The organism is Amycolatopsis sp. cmx-11-51 (assembly GCF_047608665.1).
GTDB lineage: Bacteria > Actinomycetota > Actinomycetes > Mycobacteriales > Pseudonocardiaceae > Amycolatopsis.
Genome location: NZ_JADNQO010000026.1, coordinates 20,214 through 41,693, shown reverse-complemented (window position 1 = coordinate 41,693; position 21,480 = coordinate 20,214). Strand labels below are relative to the sequence as shown.

The following is a 21,480-nucleotide window of genomic DNA, read 5'->3' as shown; positions in this document are numbered from 1 at the left end:
GGGAGCGGTCGGGCTCACGCTTGCGGATCGAGGTCGGCGTCGTGGACAAGCAGTGCGATTTGGACGCGGTTGTCGAGGTCCAGCTTGGTGAGGATGGCCGAGACGTGCGTCTTGACGGTGGCCAGGCCCAGGTAGTGGCGGGCGGCGATTTCGGCGTTGGAGCGCCCGGCGCCGACATCGATGGCCACGGTGCGTTCCCGCGGGGCGAGTGAGTCCAGGCGCTTGCGCGCGGCTTCGGCGCGAGCGTCGCGTCCGGGGCCCGCGCCGGCGACGCGGTGGATGAGACGGCGGGTGACCTCGGGCGAGAGCACGGGCCGTCCCTCTGCGGCCTGGCGGATGGCGACGACGAGTTCCTCCGGTGGGGTGTCCTTGAGCAGGAACCCTGCCGCGCCCGCGCGCAGAGCGCGCAGGACGTGGGCGTCGGAGTCGAAGGTGGTGAGTACGACGATCCGGGGCGCGTCGTCGCGGGCGCAGAGGGTCTCGGTGGCAGTAATACCGTCGGTGCCGGGCATACGGATGTCCATCAGGATCACGTCGGGGGCGTGGCGACCGGCCAGCTCGATCGCCTCCGCGCCGTCAGTCGCCTCGGCAACCACCCGCAGGTCAGTGGCGCCGCGCAGCATCATGGTGAGCCCGAAGCGCACGACCGGGTCGTCGTCGGCGATCAGCACGGCGATGGCCGGGGCGTCGCCCGGTGCTTCCTCGGTCACGTCGGCCACGGTAGCCGGACCGCCAGCCGCCAGCCGCCGGTGCGGGTCGGGCCGTGCCGGAGGTCGCCGCCGACGAGCGTGACCCGTTCAGCAAGGCCGCGCAACCCCGACCCGGAGTCGGCCGGTGCCGTTGCGGGGCGCACGGGTGGCGTCTCGTTGGCGACCTCCGCGCTCAGGTGCGCGCCGGGTTCGGCGGTGATCGTGACGGCGACCGGGGCGGCCGGGGCGTGCTTGCGCGCGTTGGTCAGGCGGCTGCCAGCTTTTCGAAGTTCTGCTGGAAGCCGGTTTGCTGGGTGAGCCGTCGCGGCGGGTTTTCCAAGGTGGGGTCCACCACGCCGTCCAGTACCAGTGCGCGCACATTCTTGGGGAACATCTCGGCGTAGACCGCGCCGAGCCGGGTGCCGTAGCTCTGCCCCGCGTAGGTCAACTTCTCGTCGCCCAGAGCGGAGCGCAGGATGTCCATGTCCCGGGCGGCGTTACGGGTGCCGACCGCGGCCAGGATCTCCTTCCCGCCCGAGCCCTGCGCGCATCGCTCCGCCAGGCGCCGGGTGTCGTCCTCGCTCCACTTACCCGAAGACGCCAGCAGTGTGGTCTGGTCCTCGCCGCGATCGCGTTCCTGGTCGGTGAAACAGCTGATCGCGGGCGTCGACGACCCGACCCCGCGCGGATCGAACCCCACCAGGTCGAACCGTTGCAGCAGCGGGCTCTTCGCGAACGCGGTACTGAACGTCGTCGCCTGGGTCATGCCCGAACCGCCCGGCCCGCCCGGGTTGAGCACCAGTGAGCCGATGCGTTGACCGGGGTCTCCCTGGGCGGGAAGCCGGAGTACAGCGACCTGGATGGTCTTTCCCTTCGGGTCCCGGTAGTCCAGCGGCACCGTCAGCCGAGCGCACTCGAAAGGCTTGGCGTAGAGCTTCTTCTCCCCCGGCGTGGAGCCGTAGCCCTCACACGAGCCGAAATTCGGCTTCTGCCCGTAGTACGCCGCCAATCCGGCAGGAGACGGTTGCGACTCATCACCCGCCGCGGTCGGGGTGCTCGTGCAGGCAGTCGCCAGCGCGAGCACCACCGTCGCCCCGACAGCGGCACCCATGCGATCGGTGGCGCGTCGAATGACAGGCGGGCCGGAGTCGTGCAAGGCCATGGAAGCCTCCGGGATCGATTCGTTGGCACGGTGCGCCTTCAACGAGACACTCGGCCGTAGCGGCACACTCAACCCCGTACCGGTGTGACCTTGCCGACGATCTCCGGAGATATCCGCGACCTCGCGCGTTCCGCGATGGTCCACCGAAGACCTCCCCGGCGTCCACTTGACCATGCCCTGAGGGCACGGGTTCGGATGTGGGCAGGCCCGCTGAGGGTGGGTCAGACAGGAGACGGGAACGTTTCGTACACGGGGTATGGCCCTGGTGGGGACGCTGGGTCTGATGGGCGTCCTGGCCGCGGTGAATCCGGCGACAGCCGGGGAATCAGCGGCGGGAAAGCCGCGGCCGGCATGGGCGGCGTGTCCGGACGACGTGGTGGTGCCGCCGCAGGTGATACCGCAACTCCAGTGCGCGAAGGTGCCGGTTCCGCTGGACTACAGCGATCTTCGGCGCGCTGGGACTACGGGTGAAGAGCTTGCGTTGTGCGCACAGCTGTGCGCACAGGTTTCTCAGCTCGCGGCCTAGCAGCTTCAGGAGAAGGGCATTCCGCGGAAGCCGCTGCGCACGTCGGATGTCGAGATGAAGCTCGCGGCGAAGATGGCTCACGAAGGCATCACCGAGGCGGTGGTGGTGATCAACAATGTCGTATGCAAGGGCATCTTGAGCTGTGACACCCTGGTCCCCATCTTGCTGCCGGACGGGTCCGTGCTCACAGTCCACGGTGTCGAACCGGACGGCACGCCTTACGTCAAGCGCTACGAGGGAGGAGCCCACCCGTGGTGGCACTAGTGGCCTGGTTCGACCGTGAAGCACTCGAACCCGCGCAGGTCGAGACTGCCGCAGCACTCGACGAGGTCCTCGACGCCCTGGTAGCGACGCAGCGGCCGAACCTCGTTGAGTTGACCGTGTCCGGCGCCGCTGACCCCTCGGCCGACGCTTACTACTCGCGTGGCACCAAGACGGACGACGCCGAAACGATCTACTACTACATGGGCTCGGACACCGAGTTCCCGGACGACGCCGAACTGCCGATCAACGAAGTCAGGAAGGCCGCTCACCAGTTCCTGAACACCGGTGGTGAGCGACCGGACGGCATCGACTGGCAAACGGACAGCTTCTGACGGGTGCGGGCTCCTAAAGCCCGCACCCGCCACACCGCGTTCTACCTCTACGACTTCTGACCTGCGAAAACGGCACTTCTAGTTTCACTGCCTCAGTTGCAACTTGACTTTGCCTACTCTCACGGTAGGGAAGGAGACCTTCACGGACCTGCCACCTTTGACTTACCGCTGTTGATCGCGATCACCGGGCACCACACCCCGAACTACTGACCTGGATGGTCGTGCGGGTCGGACAGCAGTTTGTTGATGCGCCGGAGAACGTCCAGCTGCGCGCTGTTGTAGAGCTCCGTCAGGGCCTTGCCGACGGCCTGCTCGACGTAGCGTGCACTGTGCCGGGTGCCGGCGTTCGTGATCTTCACTTCAGGATGCTTCGCGTACAGCGTGCGTAGGTAGGGGACCATGTCCCGGGCCACCGCGGCGCGGGTCTGCTCATCGGCGTCCGCGGAAAGCGTGTCGAACCGTCCGGCGACCGGGTCGGTGACGGGCTCACGCAGCATGTCCGCCCAGGCTCGCAGGGCCTCTGCTCCGAGGACCCGGGTCAGCACGACGATGAATGAGCGGTCGGCGTGCGACATCCTCGCCACGACGTCGGGGGCCGCGAAGCCGGGTGGCAGTTCGGCCGGCGTCGGCTGCCGCAGGATGACGTCGAGTTCGGTGCGAGCGCGTTGGAGACGTTCGATGGTGGCCGCGAGTTCGGTGTCGAGGGCGCGCAGGGCCTCCACCGGCTGGTGGTCGGTGTCCTCCATGGTCGCGATCTGGGACAGCGAGAACCCGAGGTCCGTCAGGCGTTTGATGCGCAGTATCCGAACAAGGTGAGCCACCCCGTACTGCTTGTAGCCGTTGGCACGCCGCTGTGGTTCCGCCAGCAGCCCGATGTCGTGGTAGTGGCGTACCGCTCGCAGTGTGGTGCCGGCGAGTTGAGCGATCTCGCGGGTGCTCCAGGCCACTTCACTCCTCCGTCAACGGCCTCTCTTCGACTCAATGCCCGTCAGAGCCTGCCCGGGGCGTGGAACACGAATTCGGGGTCGTACCTTTGTTTGGCGGCGAGTAGTCGCTCGGTATTCGGCCCGAAGACGGCGGCGGTGCGCTCTGTGTCCTCCGGCCCGAGCAGATTGGGATAGCCGCCCGGAAGACGGTCGGTTCTCCGTACCCATGCCCGGTGTCGATCTTCACCGGCGTCCCCTGGTTCCCAGACCGCGATGGTCTCGACCATCAGGTGCGGCGTCCGGTCGCGGAACGCGGTGGCGTCGGCAGGCACGCGAGCGGCTGCCCCATGGAGGCTGTGCAGCGAGATTGCGGACAGCGGCGAGGTCTTGGCGCTTGCGGCGTCGAGCAAGATCTCCTGAACGGTACGGTCGAGTCCGGTGACTGTCCGCGTCGCGATCTCAACGTGGCGACCGGCTGGGAACATCGCGTCGATCTGTGCGAGCTGATCGACCATCGTGGTCGACCCGACCTGCGCCGCCAGCGGCTCGCCGAGCTCGGTGAACTGCTGCAGCACCTGGGTTCCCGCTTCGGGATCGCCGCACCAGGTCGGTGCGGCGAAGAGCGCCGGCTCACCGGTCGGGGTGGTGATGAAGCCGGCTTGCACGGTCAGCTCGTCCGGCCCGCGCAGCAGCGATTCCTCCAGTTCCGGCAGAGCGTCGAACCGATACATGATCATCCCGGCCAGGATCGACGGCACCGCGTGCAACTGGATCCGCATAGTGGTGACCACGCCGAAATTGCCTCCACCACCGCGCAGCGACCAAAGCAACTCGGGGTTGTGCTCGTCGTCGGCGGTGATCAGCGTGCCGTCGGCGAGCACTACGTCGGCCGACAGCAGGTTGTCGGCGGCGAGACCGAACCGGCCGCTCAGCGGTCCGTAACCACCGCCGAGCGTCAGGCCGGCCATACCGACCGAACCGGCTGTTCCGGTCACCGCGACCAGGCCGGCCCGCTGCGCGGCCGCGGCCACGTCGGCCGCGGTGGCGCCGCCCGCCACGGTGGCGACCGCGGTGGCCGGGTCGACGCTCACCTGTCGCATCGGGCTCAGGTCGAGAGTCAGTCCGCCGTCGGCCAGCGCGCGACCGGCCCAGTCGTGCCCGCCACCGCGGACCGACAGCGGGAGCCCCTTCTTCAGGGCGGTCCGAACCCCGGCCTGGACATCAGCCGTGTCGGCGCAGCGAAGGACGGCAAGCGGACGGCTGGTCACCGCACCGTTCCAGATGGACAGAACTGCTTCGTATTCCGTTCCAGATGTCAGCATGTCACTCACGTCGCCAGAGTAACCCCATACTCGTCAGAGCGAAACTCTGACGAACGACCTCCGGCTATGCTGCGATTGCCATGACCGAGCTTTCGAGAGGCCGCCGCGCCGAGTACGCCGCGGCCACCCGCACCGCCATCATCGACGCGGCACGTCTGCTCTTCGCCCGTAACGGATTCTTCGCGACGAAGATCGATGACATCGCGGCGGAGGCACGTGTAGCACCGGCCACGGTGTACGCGGTGGCCGGCGGCAAACAGGGCCTGATCCGGACGCTGGTCGACTTGTGGAGCCAAGCGCCGATCGTGGCGCAGACCCTCTCTCAGATCGAGGCCCTCACCGACCCGGACGAGATACTGCGGCACACCGCGGCCGTAGTCAGGTCCATGCGCGAGATATACGGCGACATCATTGGGCTGGTGCTGTCGACCGCGCCACACAACCCCGAGGTCGCCGAGAACCTGCGCGTGGCCACGACGCGCTACCGCGATGCCATCGAAACCGTCGCCACCCGGCTCCGCGACGTCGGCGGCTTGCGCGAGGGAACGACGGTCGCGGAGGCGAGCGACATCCTCTGGTTCTACTTCGGATATTCCGGTTACTTCACCTTGCACGATGACAATGGCTGGACCTACGAGCAATCGGAAAGCTGGTTGCTCGCTCAAGCCGCCGCAGCTCTTCGCTAACACTCGGCGCGCGACCGTGTCAAAGAAGCTCAGCACGATAGCCGCGCGCCGTCGCATTCCAGTGCGCCGAAGTGGGCACCGACAAGCCGGATTGCGCCCCGATCGCCGGAACCAGTGAACTCGGAATCACGGAGGAACACGCGCCTGTCGTTGTCCGAAGTCGGCTGCACGGATGTCTGAAGTCGTGTGCATGGGTTCGTTCGGCGGCGGGCGGGGGGCCGATTGCTTGCCGGGTGGCGCGTGGCCTCGAGCGGGTGGTTCGACCGGCGAAAGGGTCGCGGCGGTGAACCGGGCGTTGTTCGATCGGTTGGTCGGAGAGCCGCTGTCGCGGTTGTCGCGGTAGTGCTGCACGCTCCGCTCAAGAGGTCGCGGGCGTAGGCGGCATTGTCGTGTGCATCGGTCCCGGGGGTGCGGGGGTTCTGGTGACGGGTGCGACCGGGTATGTGCGCAGTCGTCTGGTGCCGCGGTTGCTCGGGGACGGTCATTCGGTGCGGGTGACGGTCAGCGACGCCGCGAAGGCTTTGCCGTGGTGATCCGATCGGGTGCGGGTCGGCATGCCCTTGGCCTGCTCGATCACCGGCTGCGTCGTCAGCATTTCCTGCAGCTGCACGACCGACTCAAGAGGAGCTGGCCGGTTCGAGGCGGCGATGGCTGTAGACGGCTCTCTGCTCGACGCCTGTTGTTGACAGGGTCTTCTTGTCCGGATCGTGTCACTGGACACCGCCGGGGGCGTTGAGCCGATTAATACTGCACGGATCCGGAACAGACCGCGTCAGACGGGACCCGACGCCGGCCGGAGCACGGCCGAGGCGGCGGTCGCGAGCGTGTGCGCCTCCAACTCGAGCCGTGCCTGGTCGCCGGGAAGAGCACGTTCGGTCAGCAGGCCGGTGACGACGGTGAGAAGGAAGCGGGCCTGGTGTTCGAGCGTGCCGGGGGCGAGCGCGCCCTCCTCGCGGAGGACGGCCAACCACTTCTCCACACGGTGCACGGCAAGTCGTTCGAGGGCCAGGAAAGCATAGGTGGCGCCCTCGGACGGGGGTGATGCGACGTAGGCGTCGTGCTGCGCGCGCCAGTGTTCGCGTGCCTGATCGCCCGTCCCCACCTGCGACATCAGCAGCTGCAGGCACGCCACGAGCCGTTGGTCAGGAGTGCGCGCGGTGTCCTGCATCGGGTCGTCGGGCAGCTCGACGTCGTAGATGCCGGCGACCACGGTGTCGAGCAGCTCCCGCTGCGTCGGGAAGAAGTGTCGCAGCGACCCGGTGCTCACGCCGGCGCGTGCGGCGACCGCGCGCACGCTCAGCCTTGCCGTCGGATTCTCACCGAGCATGGTCGCCGCGGCGATCAGGATCTTGTCTCGCGTGTTGTGCGGCATCGGTCCGTTCACTCCATCCGGCGGGCGCTCCGACCATTGTTAGCACACTGTGCTACTGTGAAGAAAGTAGTACAGTGTGACAGTCGAAGAGCAGGGCAGTAGGGGTGTCGACATGCCCGGAGCGGCTCGTGTCACTGCGACAGCCCCAGACGGTCACACGTCAAGACGACGAGGAGTAGACAATGACGGTCACCGACCACGGTCCCTGGCTCTTGCGAGGTGACCGCCCCATGTGGACGCCCGCGGTGCCGGCGGGCCTCGAGTACCACCGGGTCTACGCGACCGAGAAGCGACGCATCCTGCGCGGGATTGTCGCGATCGTGCTGCTGGTGGCCGGGTTCATCGGGTTCGCGGTCCTGTTCCAACGTCTCTCGGAGGTCGTAGACGCCGCGCTGTTCGCACGTTCCGGGCCCTCGACGCCGCTGCGTCAGGCCGCGGGTGCGCTGGCGCTGACTGCGCTGATCCCGTACAGCATGCTGGTGCAACGTGTCCTCTACGGCGTGCCCGCGAGGGCGCTGCACTCGGTGGCGGGGCGGTTCCGGTTCGGCGTCCTCGGCCGCGCGCTGCTGGTGTTCGGCCCGCCCCTCCTGGTCGTGATCGCGATCGGGTCGCTGGGCGCCGGCGACCCCGCTCCGTGGACGACCGCCGATCTGGTCTGGTTCTTCGCCATCGGAATGCTGCTGACCCCTCTCGGCGCGGCGGGGGAGGAGTACGGGTTCCGGGGCCTGATGTTTCGTGTGTTCGGGGGCTGGACGCGCGGGGCCCGGTCCGGCGCGGTACTCGGCATCGTCGTGACGACCGTGCTGTTCTCGCTCGCCCACGGAACGCTCGACCCGTTCCTGTTCGCCTCCTACCTCGTGCTGTTCTCGTCGATGGCGGTCGTCACCTGGCGCACGGGCGGACTGGAAGTCGCGGTCGTCCTGCACGGCGTCTACAACGTGACGTTCCTCGTGCTCGGCACGACCCTGCACGTCGACGTGGGCGCCGAGCTCGCGGCCCGGTCGGAGGCGGTTGGTTCGTGGGCGAACCTCGTCCCCAGCGCGGCGCTGGTCGTCATCACCGCCATCGTCTGGTGGATGACCCGCAGGACCGGCCCCGCGCGCACCCCCGGGAACGGGGGGCCGGCACGCGATACGCGCGCCGGCGGACCGGAGGTCGGCACGCTCGCCGGCACGACATCGGACGAGCGGTGACGCCCCGTCGGAATCGGCGGCGGCGAGCCGCGCGACGCATCGCGGTCGACCGCGGAGAGGGTCAGGAGCCATGAGCGCGAGCTGGAACGAACGTCGGCTGGCCAAGCGTGCGAAGCCGGGCGACGGGCGGGCGCTCAAGCCCTTCCGCTGGTGGCAGATGGTGCGGCGCTCGGTGTTGTCGATCACCCTCCCGGTCCACGGACGTCCGATCGTGCACACGGTCGAGGTCAAGCACGGCGGGGACGCCCAGTCGGGCGTGGTGCGGGCCGGACTCTACCTCGACGGCCGCCTCCGGCTGGAGTCGAAGCTGCCGGCGCGCTTTCCGGTCGCGGGCGGACACATCGAGGTCAGCAGGAGCGAGGGAGGCATGCGCCGCTGCCATTTCGTCGATAACGACGGCACGGTGCAGCGTCTCGTGCCCGACCCGCGATCCGCCGAGGGACGACGCATGCGCTTTGCGCGCGAGCATCCCGCCGCGAGCGGGCTCATCGGCGCCGTCTCGATCCTGATGCTGCTCATCGGCGTCGGATTGAACCTGCTGCAGATCGCAGAACCGATCTCCCAGATCCCACCGATCGCCGCCACGCTGGGCACGTTCGAGTCGCCGTTGCGGCTGCCGCTGTGGCTCAACCTGACACTCGGTGTCGGTGCCGCGGTCGGCGCCGTCGAGCGCGCGATGCGCATGCGCTACCACTGGCTCCTCGACAGCGGCGCCGGCACCTAGGTCAGTGGCGAGGGTCGTGCCGAGGGCAGCCGGGTGCCCGACACGAGCTGCCCGATGCGCACGGCCCCCGCAGCGCGTCCATGAGTCCGGCGCGCAATCCGGATCCGCTCAGTTCCAGATGCAGGGCGACGCTGGCCGTGGACGGCTGCGTGACTGAAGTGGCCCGGGAACACGCCGGACGCGGCGTGCGTGCCGTGGTCTGTGCTCGGTCCTGGCCAACGGCACTCTGGTGTCGAGTTGGGCATGCTGGACGAGAGACCTTGAAGGCGCGGCATCCGGGAGGCTGCATGGTGGCTGCCGAGCGGTGTGATCTGACCGTCCATATCGACACGGGTCGGTGGAACGAGACTGGATTCGTGCCCGATTCGATGATCGCGGTCCCCTGCGAGCCAGATATTCAGGTTCCTATCAGCGACCTGATGGGCGGGTCGATATGCGGGAGTTGGGAACCGGGCAGAATGACAGTGGGAAGAAGTTGGGCGCAGGCATCGACTGTTGACGCGAGGATGATCGGCCGGGGGAGTACCGTGGAGTTGTGCTTCATCGAGTGCACCGGAAAAGGCATTCCCTGGCAGATTCCGATCTGTCCGGGAAGAATTTGCTTCTGGCCTGTGAAGTCGTACTGGCTCCACACGCAAACCTGTCCCATGAGGCAGTCGTTGTCTGAGGCTGACGCTGGGGCTGCGCCGATCGACATCGTCAGGAGAACGAGTGTCGTGGCAATCGCTGATTTTCGCAGACTTCGATTTCTTCGCCGCATATCCATCTCCTTGGGCTGCAGAACCGTCGGCGGCCGAATCTACGCTTCGCGGGTAGGGCTGTTCACCCATTCTGGAGGACCGCACCCGGCTGCCGGGCAAGCGAACCCATACGTACGGCAGTTGGAGCTACGGAACGTGGCACATCGGCAGGCTGGGATCACTCGATCGCGAGGTCATCGAAAAGACGAACTTCGCCAACATCGGTTGGTCCTGCACCCGCAACGGCGGATCCCGCCAGGCCCCTGGACTGCGCCCGGCGTGGCCGGGCCCGCCCTGCTGGTGTTCCCGCGCCTCGTGCTGCCGATCACTCCCGGAGTTGCCGGGACCGTGCCGCCGTTGACGCCGGTCGAGGACGAACCCCGTCCGGGCCGCAGCCGCACAGCTCACCCGCCAGTACCTGCTCGTACTGGTTCTCCTGACGACGTCGGCCAGCGTGCGACGGGGCTCCTGCCCGAAGCTCGCCGCGGGTGTGGTTGCGAGGCCGTCGGCCATGCCCCGAGGGCGTGACGAAACGGTGCGAGGGCGCCGCGCAAGCTGTGGTGCCACCGGGACCCGATGCGACCGGCTCGGCCCGGGCCACGAGCTGGCCACCTCCGGGCCGTGGCCTGGAAGTTCATGCGCACCTGGTGCGCGGCCAACGACAACCCGTCCGCCACAACGACCTCCGCGAGAACACCGCTCTGAAAAACTGCGGCGTGATCGACCAGGCCGAGGCATCCTCATGATCACGGCAGAGCGTGGGCGGTACCGTCGGCAACGTCCGATCTACCAGTAGTTCCTTGTGGCCGCACCAAAGGCCCTCAACGAGCCCGAGCTTGGGAACGGGCACTTGGCACTGGTTCGTTCGGAGGTTCCTCGCACCCCGACACCCGCGCCAGTGCGAGGTCGGGGCGCTTCTCGCCCGGTCAGCAAGACGATGTCTCGCTGACCGGGCGTCACTGCGGTGTCGATGGACCGTCCGATGGAGTCGCGAGATCGAGCCTGCGGGTCAAGGCGCGTCGGCTTTCGCCGCCGCGGTGAGCGGATCAGCGGATGGCGTCGATCAGTTCGGTGAGTCTCCGGTGTAGCGGAAGACGCTGCCGCCGGAATTGACGCCCCACACGGTGCCGTCGGCGCCGGCGCCGATGTCTGACAGGGTGCCGTGGACGCCCGTCCACGGGTTCTCGTCGTCGTTGGTGTAGCGGTAGATCTGGCCGCTGGAGTTCACGCCCCACACGCTGGTTCTGGAGCCGACGTCGATCCTGCTCAGGCCGCCTGAAATGCCGACCCAGTGGTTGGCCGTCCAGGTGTAGCGATAGATCTGCTGGGACGAGTTGACCCCCCAGACGGTGCCGTCCGCCGCGGCCCCGATGTCGACCAGACCACCGGGGATCCGGTCCCACGGATCGGCGTCGTCGCCGGTGTAGCGGAAGATCCCGCCAATCGAGTCGACGCCCCACACGTTGGTCCTCGACCCCACCGAGATGCGCGACAACTTCCCGGGCACGTGGAGCCACGCGTTGTCCTCAGTGTCCCCGGTGTAGCGGAAGATGCTGCCACCGGAATTGACACCCCACACAGTGCCGTCAACACCCGCCCCGATATCCGCCAGCCCGCCCGGAATGCCGGTCCACGGGTTGTTGTCGTGGTTGGTGTAGTGGTAGATCTGGCTACCGCTGTTGACACCCCACACGACAGTCCGAGATCCGACCGCTATCGCCGAAAGACCACCCGTGATGTTCTTCCAATGAGCCACTGCTGACACCTTTCACACAGGATTTGATTATGTGCAGAAAGCAGGTAAATGAGGATCGACCACAAAGGTGATTGTCTACTCGCAAGCTTCCCGCGGCCTTGTTCTCCGGCTGCTTCGACCGTATCAACGGCGGGCTGTCCGAAACCCGGCGTTCGTCGCTGTCACCCCAATGACACAGGAAGATCCACCTTTGCGCGCGATCGTCGGCCGGGAAATTCGTCTCAGTGTGCCGCACAGGCGTCGGTGAGCTGTCCGGGTGAACCTCAGCCCTCTCCACAAAGGAGATGAAGGGAACCAACAAGCCATTTCAGGTATGCGGGCCGCCCACCACACTGATCGACCTCCGCTGTAACGTTCTCGTTTGTCAGCAGGCGAGGACGTGGCCGTCGTGCGGGCGGTGGTCGCAGGAGTGACGCAGGTCTGCCAGGCGAAGGTGCCTTATAGCCAACGGTCGGCGCCGTCGTAGCGGGGCGGAAGACGATGCGACTGTGCACGGTGACGTGGTTGTCGATCAACGCCCGTTCGGGGCCGCCGACTGCTGAGGGCGCATATTCACCTGTCGCGAGTCCATCGGGTAAATGACGATATGCGACCGCCTGGCAGCAACGTTCCGTTCAGTACGGTGCTCTCTTGCCGATCTCGTCCGCCAGCTTGGTCAGTGTGCCGAGCGTGGCTGCGATCCGTTTCCGGCGTTTGATCCACGGGCCCGCGCTGCCGATCTGGTTTGCCCGATTTCCGTGAGTACTTCGCGCCCGCCGGCAGGATTTCGTGGGCGGCGAAGTTCCGAAGGGCGATTATCCGGTTCAAGGGCGTGTGTTGCTCCAGCTTGACTGCATCGTCCGGGACGTAACCCTTGATGGTTCGAATTAGACCGTCTCGAATTTTGAGGTCGCAAGAACCCTCCGCCGGTGACGAGGTACTCACAGACCTCGTCCGTGAAGTATTGGGGTCCGGGCTGAGATGGTGCTGATGTCGTTGGTGATCGCGGTCACGATGCAGTCGAGCATCAAATGCCCGAACACCACGTAGGTCTTGCGCAGCGCGACTTCATAGGCCAAGGTCACCGCCTGGTCGTCGAGATCGCTGTCGTCGATCTCCTGAGTGAAAGTCACGATGCGATCCAGGGTGCTCCTGAACTTCTCGGCCGCTTCTGCCCGCTCTTCTTCCTCGGCATCAGCCCAAATTGGCCCTTTAAACACGGTCGTGATCGCCTGGGGCGTTGCGGTTCCAGGATGTGCCTGCCTGTGTGGCGATCTTGGTGGTGGGTGACGGGTGGTGGCCAAGAGCGTCGGCGACTGCGGGTCGGTACCTGCTGCTGGATGGCCCCGCCGCACCCGCTCACGCGGCGATGCCACAGCTCGGCTGCCCGTACAGCTCGACCGCTTCGCCGCCCACCATCTCTTGCCGCCGACCCCACCGCGTGTGCCCCCACGAACCCGACCACGTCATGCTGCTGTGCCTGCGCCCCGACCACGACCGCGTCGCCGGACTGCGCACCGCCTGCCTACGCGAAGTGCTTCCAGTGCTGAGTTCCCAAACCCGCGAGACCCTGTCCGCACCGGAGTTCATCACCGCCCCACCACCCTCCTTCGGCACCGACAACCCGGCCCCCGAACCCAGCCCGATCCTCACCGGCGCCCCCGAAGACCCCGACATGCGCATGGCCCAAATCGCCACCAGAGCCCTCACTCCACGCGCCACCGCCGCCCTGACCGAACTCGTTCACGCCTTCGACCACGCCGCGCGCACCACCCGCCTCGCCCCCGGCGATCTGGCACTGATCGACAACCGCGTCACCGCCCACGGCCGCACCGCCTTCCACCCCCGCTACCACGGCACCGACCGCTGGCTCCAACGCACCTTCGCCCTCACCGACCTTCGCCGCTCCCGCGCCCACCGCGCCCACGACGGCTACATCCTCACCCGCTGACGACCGAGGACGACACCGAACCGCCGTGGCCAGCGACCTGCCTTCAGCGGGCCGCCCGAAGGCGCCACCCGCAAAGCTGTTCGCGCCACTGCTCGCTCGGTAGCGTCGTCTGCACCTGCGCGTTCGGCGATACCGTGGGCGTACCGGCCTCGGCGCCGCGGATCCGGTCCTGCGGAGAGACATGGCGACGACAGCAAGGACTCGGGTCAGGCCGACTGGCCGGCGGGTTCGATTCGGGGTGACAGTGGTAGTTCATGTGTGGGTCGTTCGTCGTATGAGGTGAGCGATTCGGGTGCTCTGCCAGTCCAGCAGAGGGCTGGCGGGGCGCACGGTGTCCGGGAACCAGGACGCCACTGCCGTGTGGCTCTCCGCCGGTGAAGGGCTCCTCTCACCCTGGAACATCAAGGGCTGGGGACGACACGGCGTGGCCGGTCAGTGGGCGATCCTGCCGAACAGGTGCGTGGCGGGGGCGTCGGGGTCGTCACCGTAAAAGAACTCCGCGAGCGCGCGGTGGAACTCGGTGCGATCCAGCCCGCCCGAGCGGTCCAGGTCCAACGCGTCGAAGACCGCGGCACAGTCCTCGGAGGGCACATTGCCCGCCAGGCCGAAGATCTCCCCGAACTCCGCCCGATCGACTCTGTCGTCGCCGTCGAGGTCGATCAGGTCGAAATAGCAGTCGGCCACCGGTCCGACCTGCTGCGGGTACAGGGCGGGATCGGTCAGCGCTCGCCGGAACCCCTCGGTCATCTCCCGCAGATCGACCTTCCCGTCACCGTCCCGGTCCATCGGCGCGATCACGGCGGTCCAGAACGCGTCCAACCCCTCGGTCAGCCGGCGGGCGGTCGCGGACTCCGGCGCGGCACCACGGGCCGCGACGTAACGCTCGCCCATCAACCGGACGTCCTGACGGGTGATCACCCCGTCGCCGTCGACGTCTGCGCCCTTGAACCACTGGCGGTACTTGAGATCGCGAACTCCAGTCATGACCGCGCAACGTAGCCAAGCAATACGGAATATCCAGGCGACGCGACCACCGGGGAGGCGGGATCATCCGTTCGGGTGGTGCCGCCGTCGTCCGCGTGGACGACGGCGGTGTCCGACTCCACGAAGCGGGACCGCGCTCGCGCCATGCGGAGTAGTCGCCAACGACCAGGTGCTGCCGGTCGTCGAAGGCGAAGCCGTGCCGCTGCACGGCGGCGCGCAAGCACACTGCCCGGGTATCGCACCTGGGCGTCGGCGACCTGCTCGACACTGGAAGGTGTCCAGCCGACGTTGAGCACGCGAGTTCTCGAACGACACAACCCGTTGGCGTTACCTGTCGTCAGCAGCCGCAGTGCCTCCAGTCTTTTCGCGCCATACCGCGACGCCGACAGGTTGCTGTCCAGTGGAACAGCCACTACCTCAGCGTCTTTCGCCTCGCACCACCACCGCCCGCGCCTGATCTGCGATGAGATCGAGACCTTCCGGCCCCTGGAAATGTTCGAAGCACTCGCGTAGATGATGACCTTCAGCGGCGGCCGATCGAGCCCGTGACGGCCTTGACTCGCCTTACCCTGAGAAGAACCCCAGCAGACAGCTGGTGGCGGTCGTCATTGGACCCTGAGGTGTACCAGGTGACCCCATCCGACACCTGAAATGCGCCCGGCAGGAACAATCATGCAAGTCTGGTGGCCCCGAAATCCTGATCATTTTTCAGCACGTAAGTGGAATCTCGGCAAAGTGCCCTTCGTAACGTCCGGTCACCGGCCCGCCCAAGAGCACGCCACTCATACCTCCTCCCGAGCACGATTTCTCGCTTTCAGGAAGGGAATCCGGGCAGCCGTAAGACCACCGAAAGGTCGGAACCCGCACGTTGCGACGCCCGTCGGAGCTCCAGTTCCAGTCCCCGGCGCGAAAGGTGAGTCCGATGAGCTACCCAGGTCCGTCAGAGCAGCGGAACCCGCAGCCCCAGCACTACTGGAACACCGTCGGCGCACCCCCGCCGCCCGTCAAGGGCAGGACCGGCTTGGCGATCGGGATCCTGATCGGCGTGCTCACCCTGGTCGCCTTCTGTATCACCGGCTTCGCCGCCCCGGGGTTCCTGCTCGCCGAGGGCGGCGGCACCTTACCGCCTGTCACGCCGTCCAGTCCCGCGCCGACTTCCGCGCCCACGAGCAGCGAGACCAGCAGCGAGACCAGCACGAGGGTCAGCCGCCCGAGCCGCCCGCGGGTCACAGTGACCAGGCGGCCCGCCCCCGGCGCACCCGAGAAGGGAGTCCAGGTGATCAGAGACTTCCTTGCCAAGATCGGCGGGAGCGACAAGGCGGGAGCGATCGCACTGGCCTGCGAACACCAGCGGCGGTTCATGGACGACAAGATCGATTCCCTGCTCCCGCTGGGCTCGCGCGTCGAAATCACCAAAACCGGCGGAACGTCCAGGTTCGCCCTCGCCGATGTCGCCGGAACCGTCGAAAACCGGGCCGCCAAAGGCACGGTGATCGCCGATCGCAAGGACGAGGGAGAGTTCTGCATCACCACCTTCAGCATCCGAGACGCCTACTGAACGGGTGGCTGTCACCGATTTCACGAGCGGGCTTGCAGTCCGTACCGTGAGGTCACTCCGGGAAACTGCTGGCGCCTGCCCAGCTCGCCGAGATGAAGAAGGCCACGAGTTCCGGAACACCGTCACCGAAGACGGCCAACGGTCCGTGACCCTGCTGACTCAACACCGACGAGTACAAGTGGCAGGACGTCGACGTCGCCTTCGGCAATCTCATCGGGATATCCGCTGGAGCATAAAGGGCGAATACTCGTCTCCACTGTATTGAATATACTGAACTGAAATCCCGGGGACCGGTCCCCGGGATTTCAGGGTTTTCTGAAGATTTAATTCGAAAGGTGCTCGCCGGTCTCTTCGCTTCCGCGGGCGGATCGAAGTGAAACTCGTCGGTACGGCTACGGCGGCTGGCTCGCTGAAGAACGTTGTCCCGAATACGCTATTTTAGTTCCTTCAAACTGCGAAAAACGCAGCCAGCTGGCCTTCTGGCAGTCGATCGCGAGATTTTGTTACAGATCTCCTGTAAGTGTTTACTGGATCTCCGGCGCCTTTTATGATCGTGATCACGGTGGGGAATGCGGATGTCGGCGCACTGGGGTCGCTGTTAGTGTCCGTACGGTGACTGTGGGGGTATCGTCCGGTGAAGTGGTCCGAAGGCGGCGACATCGAACTCGCACCGCAGGCGGCGCGAGATGCGGATCGAAGTGGCAAGAAGACAACCGGGGACGCCGTTACCGCGACCCGGGTGGGCCTTCGGTTTCCCGGCCGTGAGCTGGAATTTCAGGAGTGGCGGCGGGCGGGCGCCAAGATCAGCCGGATCGCGAATGCCTCCGCTTGGTACCTGGGGGACTGGGTGGCGTACGGCGAAGCACACTACGAGGATCGCTACCGGCACGCTGTCGACGCGGTGGGGCTCAGCTATCAGACCCTGCGTAACTACGCCTGGGTGTCTCGCCGGTTCGCGATGTCTCGGCGTCGAGACACGCTGACGTTCCATCATCACATGGAAGTGGCGAAATTTCCCGGGGCTGATCAAGATCGCTGGCTTGATCGAGCGGAAGAGGCCAAGTTGTCGGTCCGTGCCCTCCGCCGAGAGATCGCGAGCGCCCATGGTGGCGACGAAACGGACCGAGGCCCCGAGTCGAAGCTGAGAACGATTCAGGCCGAGCCTTCCAGAGTCGAGCGGTGGCGTGCCGCTGCCTCGCTCGCGAACAAGGATCTGGACGATTGGATCGTGACCGCGCTGGATGAGGCCGCGAAGCAGGGTCTGTCGCGGTAATCGGTTGCGGCGTTTGTTACGCGAAGTTTCAGTGGTGAGCGGTGTTCCGCTGAACGGTGCAACGCCTTACTCCGAGAAACGGCACCACCTGGCCACGTCCATCCGCCACGCGACCGAGTCGCGGCCGCCGCTGATGGGAATTCGCGCCCCTGGCCGTTCTTTACACCTAGCGCATGTTGTCAAACGAAGTCGCGTGCGGGAGCCGTGACGCCGGAGGAGAAGAACCTTACGAGTCGCTCCATTTCTCCATAAAGGTGAGAAGTCATGGCGGCGGCTCTTGCTGACTCTGGTCGAAACCAGTAATGCTTGAGTTGGGGGTCATGGGGTCAGAGCCTGCCACTCGGCTCGGCGGCAGAGAGCCGGTTGGGTGTGCGGTCGACTCTCTCGGCTTGCCGGAAACAGAGGGGGACGCGGGGCCTGGTCTTGGAATGGTGTCGGACGTAATGGGGGATTTTATGATCGACATGAATGCACGTTCGTTTCGGTCGGTAACGGCACATGAGGAAATAGTGACGGTGCCGATACTTTCTTTGCGCGCAGGTGAGTCACCGCGGCTGAGAGGTGAGGACAAGAGGCATGTCACGCGGCTCGTGGAGACGGATTCGCCGCTGCCGCCCATTTTGGTCGACCGGCGCACGATGCGGGTCATCGACGGGATGCACCGGTTGATGGCGGCTTCGATGCGGGGCCAGGACACGATCGAGGTCGAGTTCTTCGACGGTGACCCCGAAGAGGGGTTCCTGCGGGCCGTGCGGGCGAACGTGACCCACGGCTTCCCATTGTCCCAGGCGGATCGCCGGGCCGCCGCGATACGGATCGTCGCCTCCCATCCTCGCCTGTCGGATCGGACCATCGCGGAGATCACGGGCCTCGGTGCCAGGACCGTGGCGTCGATCCGACGGTCCAGCGACTCCATTCCGGAGGTGACCACCCGGATCGGCCTGGATGGCAAGGTTCGCCCGGTGAACCACGGTGAGGGGCGACGGCGGACCGCGGCTTTCCTGGCCCGCAATCCGAACGCGTCACTGCGGGAGGCCGCCAAGGCCGCCGGCGTTTCACCCGGCACCGTCCGGGACGTTCGCAAACGGCTCGAGCGTGGTGAGGAACCCGCGCCGCCTGAACCGCGGCAGGGTGGCTCGGCCGAGAGTGCGGAGAAGGAGTCCGGGCAGCAGCTCGAGCGTGTGGGGCGGGAACCTGAGGCGCTGATCGACGCGAGATTCGGCGCGGGGGTGGTCTCGGCGCCGGGAGCGGCCCACGATGCGGCCCGGCACGCACTGGAGAAACTGTTGCGGGATCCCTCTCTGCGGCACAACGAGCAGGGCAGGCGACTCCTGCGGCTCATCCAGCACACCGCGACCGAGGCCAAGGACTGGCTCGGGGCGACCGAGGCCGTTCCACCCCACTGCCTGGTGATGATCACGAGTCTCGCCCGCCACTTTTCGGAGATCTGGCTCTCTCTCGCCGAGGAGCTGGACGATCGTGCGGCGATCGCCGACCCCTGGGGGGTCCGTCCGGCGGACGACGCGAAATGACTGTTCCCGACGGCTCCGGCACCGGCCGGAGACGTCGGGCGGCATTCGTCACGGGGTGAAATCTCCTCGCGGCACGGTGTGACCAGCTGTCGCGCTGGGAAAACAACGAACGATCATGGCGTTCGGGTTTCGGCCATTCCGTTGCGTGGGTTTTGGCCGATTGTCAATTAATTCGCTGTATTTGTGTGCAACTGCGCGAAAGGCGGCAGTTGAACACGGTGGCTACGCGTCGGTTCACTGGGGCATGGTGCGTCATTGCCCGCACGATTTGCGGTGCGGGTCGATAACTAAGGAGTTGGAAATTGCGGTTCGCGCTGGGGCACGACGATCTGCATCCGACAGAAGAAGTGGAAATCCGTTCACTGTCCGTAGGCGACTCTCCTCGAATCGCCGGTGAGAGCTTGGAGCATGTGGAAACGCTGGTCGCCGCCAGCGTGCCGTTGCCACCGATCGTGGTGCACCGGCCCTCGATGCGAGTCATCGACGGCGTGCACCGTCTTCGTGCCGCGATGCTGGCGGGCCGCCAGACGATCGCGGTGCGGTTCTTCGAGGGCTCGGCGGAAGACGCCTTCATTTTGGCTGTCGAGTCCAATATCACGCACGGCCTGCCGCTGTCGACGGCCGATCGCAGACAGGCGGCGGAGCGCATCATCGCCACCCACGGCCGGTGGTCCGACCGGATGATCGCGTCGGTGGTCGGCATGTCCGCCAAGACGGTCGCCGACATCCGCCGCGGCGCGGAAGCCGGTGCGGCGGGCGAGTTCGCCCGCGTCGGCCGGGACGGCCGGGTCCGGTCCATCGACGTCAGCTCGGGCCGCAGGCTGGCCCACGAGATGATCACCGGCGATCCCAGCCTGTCGTTGCGCCAGGTCGCCCGCGCGGCGGGAATTTCGGCGGAGACCGTGCGGGACGTCAAGAACCGGATGCTGCGCGGGGAGGACCCGGTTCTGCGGAAACGGCAAGCAAAACTGGTGGGGCTGAGTGCCGACGATCGGCCCCCGGAGCACACCGTCGCCCGGTCCGAGGTGAAGCCGCCTCCGGCCACGGTGGTGGCGCGGCTGCGGGAGGACCCCGCGTTGCGCCTCAACGAGAACGGGCGGGATCTGTTGCGGCTGCTGAACATCCACCTGGTCCGTTCCGAGGACTGGAACAGGATCATCGACAGTGTGCCGCCACACAGTACGGAAACGATCGCCGAACTGGCGCGCTATTGCGCCGAGAAGTGGACGGAGATCGCGTTCCGTATCGAACGGAAAGGCGCGAAGTCGGCCTAGTGCCGCGTGTCGCCCGCCTCGGCGAAGTGACGGACCGCTCTGTCCGAGGTGTCGTCGAAACCTATTTCGGAGGTATCAAGTGGAAATCAGATCAGTCGACCACGTCGAGCTTTTCGTGGAGGACGCGGAAGGGACGGCGGCGAGGCTCTGCGACTCGTTCGGGTTCGCGCTCGCCGGCCGAGGTGGCGCGAGCACCGGCCTGCGTGGCTGCGAGTCGGTGCTCCTGCGCCAGAACGACATCGCGCTGCTGCTGACGACGGCCACCAGCCCGGACCACCGCGCGGCCGAGTACTTGCGGCACCACGGCGACGGTGTCGGGGTGATCGGCATCGGGGTCGGCGACGCGCACGCCGCGTTCGCCGCGGCGGTCGAGCGCGGGGCCGAACCCGTGGCCCCGCCCGAGGAGTTCGGCCCCGCGGGCGCGCGGGTCACGTTCGCGTCCGTGCTCGGCCTCGGGGACATCGAGCACCGCTTCGTCTCCCGTGAGAAGCCAGGGGGGCCGTTCGCGCCCGCCATCGAGGAGACCGGCGGAGGCACGTCCGGGAGCAGGCTGAAGCGGGTCGACCACTTCGCGCTGTGCGTGTCCGCCGGTGAACTGGACGAGACCGTCCGCCGCTACCAGGAGATCTTCGGCCTCACCAAGACGTTCGAGGAGCGGATCGTCGTCGGTTCGCAGGCGATGGACTCCAAAGTCGTCCAGAGCCGGTCCGAGATGCTCACCTTCACCGTCATCCAGCCCGACGTCACCCGCGACCCCGGACAGATCGACACCTTCGTGAAGTCCCACGGCGGGGCGGGCGTGCAGCACGTCGCGTTCCTCACCGATGACATCAGGACCGCGGTGCGCACCAGCGCCGAGCGGGGCGTTCGGTTCCTGTCGACACCGCTGAGCTACTACGAGGCGCTGCCCGGCAGGCTCGGTGAGATCGGTGTGCCGGTGGAGGAGCTCAGCGCGCTCGACATCCTCGCCGACCGCGACCACACGGGCGTCATGTTCCAGATCTTCACCGAGACCACGCACCCGCGGCGGACACTCTTCTACGAGCTGATCGAGCGCCGGGGAGCGCGGACGTTCGGCAGCAACAACATCCACGCCCTGTACGAGGCCGTCGAGCGGCAGCAGGCGGCCGACACGGCCGCCCGGAACGCCTGACGCTTGGGGAAGTAGATCAAGCTCAGGCGACCCCGGCACAGTCGAGTGGGGAGGGTTCAGGACCGTTCACCGTCCTGAACCCTC

The 21,480-nt window shown here is 66.7% G+C and carries 23 protein-coding genes and 1 pseudogene; 11 read left to right on the top strand and 13 right to left on the bottom strand.

Features of this window, described 5'->3' with window-relative positions:
- Positions 1-14: 14 nt before the first annotated feature.
- From ACM6LU_RS37625 to ACM6LU_RS37615, 3 genes are all read right to left on the bottom strand, one after another.
- Positions 15-719 (bottom strand): response regulator, encoded by a 705-nt coding sequence (locus ACM6LU_RS37625; RefSeq protein ID WP_414942639.1) that lies wholly within the window; start codon positions 717-719, stop codon positions 15-17.
- Complete coding sequence (locus tag ACM6LU_RS37620) at positions 707-853, bottom strand: hypothetical protein (RefSeq protein WP_414942638.1); 147 nt, start codon at positions 851-853, stop codon at positions 707-709. Before ACM6LU_RS37620 ends, ACM6LU_RS37625 begins: the two co-directional genes overlap by 13 nt.
- Positions 854-954: 101 nt before the next feature.
- Entirely contained in the window at positions 955-1,851 is an 897-nt protein-coding gene (locus ACM6LU_RS37615) for an alpha/beta fold hydrolase (protein WP_414942637.1), read from the bottom strand.
- A gap of 541 nt (positions 1,852-2,392) precedes the next feature.
- Here ACM6LU_RS37615 and ACM6LU_RS37610 point away from each other — a divergent pair.
- Positions 2,393-2,641: pseudogene (locus ACM6LU_RS37610) on the top strand (DddA-like double-stranded DNA deaminase toxin); the annotation flags it as partial.
- Positions 2,629-2,973, top strand: a complete 345-nt coding sequence (locus tag ACM6LU_RS37605; protein ID WP_414942636.1) for an Imm1 family immunity protein — start codon at positions 2,629-2,631, stop codon at positions 2,971-2,973. The pseudogene ACM6LU_RS37610 and the gene ACM6LU_RS37605, both read left to right, overlap by 13 nt.
- 203 nt (positions 2,974-3,176) lie before the next feature.
- Here the strand turns inward: ACM6LU_RS37605 and ACM6LU_RS37600 are convergent, their stop codons facing one another.
- Together ACM6LU_RS37600 and ACM6LU_RS37595 are read right to left on the bottom strand one after the other, a co-directional pair.
- Positions 3,177-3,920, bottom strand: a complete 744-nt coding sequence (locus ACM6LU_RS37600; RefSeq protein WP_414942635.1) for a MerR family transcriptional regulator — start codon at positions 3,918-3,920, stop codon at positions 3,177-3,179.
- A 41-nt stretch (positions 3,921-3,961) separates the two neighbouring features.
- On the bottom strand, positions 3,962-5,221 hold the full coding sequence (locus ACM6LU_RS37595; protein ID WP_414942646.1) for an FAD-binding oxidoreductase: 1,260 nt from the start codon (positions 5,219-5,221) through the stop codon (positions 3,962-3,964).
- Between the two features lie 80 nt (positions 5,222-5,301).
- On the opposite strand from ACM6LU_RS37595, the gene ACM6LU_RS37590 reads away from it, so the two are divergent.
- Positions 5,302-5,907 carry a TetR/AcrR family transcriptional regulator gene (locus tag ACM6LU_RS37590; RefSeq protein ID WP_414942634.1) on the top strand — a complete coding sequence of 202 codons (606 nt, stop codon included), beginning with the start codon at positions 5,302-5,304 and terminating at the stop codon, positions 5,905-5,907.
- Positions 5,908-6,388: 481 nt separating this feature from the next.
- Here the strand turns inward: ACM6LU_RS37590 and ACM6LU_RS37585 are convergent, their stop codons facing one another.
- Together ACM6LU_RS37585 and ACM6LU_RS37580 are read right to left on the bottom strand one after the other, a co-directional pair.
- A complete protein-coding gene (locus tag ACM6LU_RS37585) occupies positions 6,389-6,517 on the bottom strand; it encodes a hypothetical protein (protein ID WP_414942633.1) in 129 nt (42 codons plus the stop codon).
- 162 nt (positions 6,518-6,679) lie between these two features.
- Positions 6,680-7,279, bottom strand: a complete 600-nt coding sequence (locus ACM6LU_RS37580; protein ID WP_414942632.1) for a TetR/AcrR family transcriptional regulator — start codon at positions 7,277-7,279, stop codon at positions 6,680-6,682.
- Positions 7,280-7,461: 182 nt separating this feature from the next.
- Here ACM6LU_RS37580 and ACM6LU_RS37575 point away from each other — a divergent pair, with 182 nt between their 5' ends.
- The gene (locus tag ACM6LU_RS37575) at positions 7,462-8,472 is read left to right on the top strand and encodes a lysostaphin resistance A-like protein (RefSeq protein ID WP_414942631.1); all 1,011 of its coding nucleotides are present in this window, start codon (positions 7,462-7,464) and stop codon (positions 8,470-8,472) included.
- Positions 8,473-8,542: 70 nt separating this feature from the next.
- Positions 8,543-9,196 (top strand): hypothetical protein, encoded by a 654-nt coding sequence (locus tag ACM6LU_RS37570; RefSeq protein WP_414942630.1) that lies wholly within the window; start codon positions 8,543-8,545, stop codon positions 9,194-9,196.
- A gap of 397 nt (positions 9,197-9,593) precedes the next feature.
- On the opposite strand, the gene ACM6LU_RS37565 is transcribed toward ACM6LU_RS37570, so the two are convergent.
- The 4 genes from ACM6LU_RS37565 to ACM6LU_RS37550 all read right to left on the bottom strand — a co-directional run bounded on the left by ACM6LU_RS37565 (position 9,594) and on the right by ACM6LU_RS37550 (position 12,891).
- Positions 9,594-9,893 (bottom strand): peptidase inhibitor family I36 protein, encoded by a 300-nt coding sequence (locus ACM6LU_RS37565; RefSeq protein ID WP_414942645.1) that lies wholly within the window; start codon positions 9,891-9,893, stop codon positions 9,594-9,596.
- 190 nt (positions 9,894-10,083) lie between these two features.
- Entirely contained in the window at positions 10,084-10,449 is a 366-nt protein-coding gene (locus ACM6LU_RS37560) for a hypothetical protein (protein ID WP_414942629.1), read from the bottom strand.
- Between the two features lie 550 nt (positions 10,450-10,999).
- Positions 11,000-11,692, bottom strand: coding sequence for a tectonin domain-containing protein (locus ACM6LU_RS37555; RefSeq protein WP_414942628.1), 693 nt, complete (start codon positions 11,690-11,692; stop codon positions 11,000-11,002).
- 920 nt (positions 11,693-12,612) lie between these two features.
- Complete coding sequence (locus tag ACM6LU_RS37550) at positions 12,613-12,891, bottom strand: hypothetical protein (protein ID WP_414942627.1); 279 nt, start codon at positions 12,889-12,891, stop codon at positions 12,613-12,615.
- Positions 12,892-13,112: 221 nt separating this feature from the next.
- Here ACM6LU_RS37550 and ACM6LU_RS37545 point away from each other — a divergent pair, with 221 nt between their 5' ends.
- The gene (locus ACM6LU_RS37545) at positions 13,113-13,622 is read left to right on the top strand and encodes a TauD/TfdA family dioxygenase (protein WP_414942626.1); all 510 of its coding nucleotides are present in this window, start codon (positions 13,113-13,115) and stop codon (positions 13,620-13,622) included.
- 432 nt (positions 13,623-14,054) lie between these two features.
- On the opposite strand, the gene ACM6LU_RS37540 is transcribed toward ACM6LU_RS37545, so the two are convergent.
- The gene (locus ACM6LU_RS37540; protein WP_414942625.1) at positions 14,055-14,606 is read right to left on the bottom strand and encodes an EF-hand domain-containing protein; all 552 of its coding nucleotides are present in this window, start codon (positions 14,604-14,606) and stop codon (positions 14,055-14,057) included.
- A gap of 922 nt (positions 14,607-15,528) precedes the next feature.
- Between ACM6LU_RS37540 and ACM6LU_RS37535 the strand changes: the two genes are divergently transcribed.
- Positions 15,529-16,164 (top strand): hypothetical protein, encoded by a 636-nt coding sequence (locus tag ACM6LU_RS37535; RefSeq protein ID WP_414942624.1) that lies wholly within the window; start codon positions 15,529-15,531, stop codon positions 16,162-16,164.
- Positions 16,165-16,216: 52 nt separating this feature from the next.
- Here the strand turns inward: ACM6LU_RS37535 and ACM6LU_RS37530 are convergent, their stop codons facing one another.
- Positions 16,217-16,378, bottom strand: coding sequence for a hypothetical protein (locus tag ACM6LU_RS37530; protein WP_414942622.1), 162 nt, complete (start codon positions 16,376-16,378; stop codon positions 16,217-16,219).
- Between the two features lie 420 nt (positions 16,379-16,798).
- Here ACM6LU_RS37530 and ACM6LU_RS37525 point away from each other — a divergent pair, with 420 nt between their 5' ends.
- The 4 genes from ACM6LU_RS37525 (at position 16,799) to hppD (ending at position 21,396) form a co-directional block, all read left to right on the top strand.
- Complete coding sequence (locus ACM6LU_RS37525; protein ID WP_414942621.1) at positions 16,799-17,437, top strand: LmbU family transcriptional regulator; 639 nt, start codon at positions 16,799-16,801, stop codon at positions 17,435-17,437.
- 590 nt (positions 17,438-18,027) lie between these two features.
- Positions 18,028-18,969 carry a transcriptional regulator gene (locus ACM6LU_RS37520; RefSeq protein WP_414942620.1) on the top strand — a complete coding sequence of 314 codons (942 nt, stop codon included), beginning with the start codon at positions 18,028-18,030 and terminating at the stop codon, positions 18,967-18,969.
- Positions 18,970-19,271: 302 nt separating this feature from the next.
- Entirely contained in the window at positions 19,272-20,243 is a 972-nt protein-coding gene (locus ACM6LU_RS37515; RefSeq protein ID WP_414942619.1) for a ParB N-terminal domain-containing protein, read from the top strand.
- Positions 20,244-20,322: 79 nt separating this feature from the next.
- Positions 20,323-21,396: a 4-hydroxyphenylpyruvate dioxygenase gene (hppD, locus tag ACM6LU_RS37510; protein WP_414942618.1), complete on the top strand. Its 1,074-nt coding sequence runs from the start codon at positions 20,323-20,325 to the stop codon at positions 21,394-21,396.
- Positions 21,397-21,480: the final 84 nt, after the last annotated feature.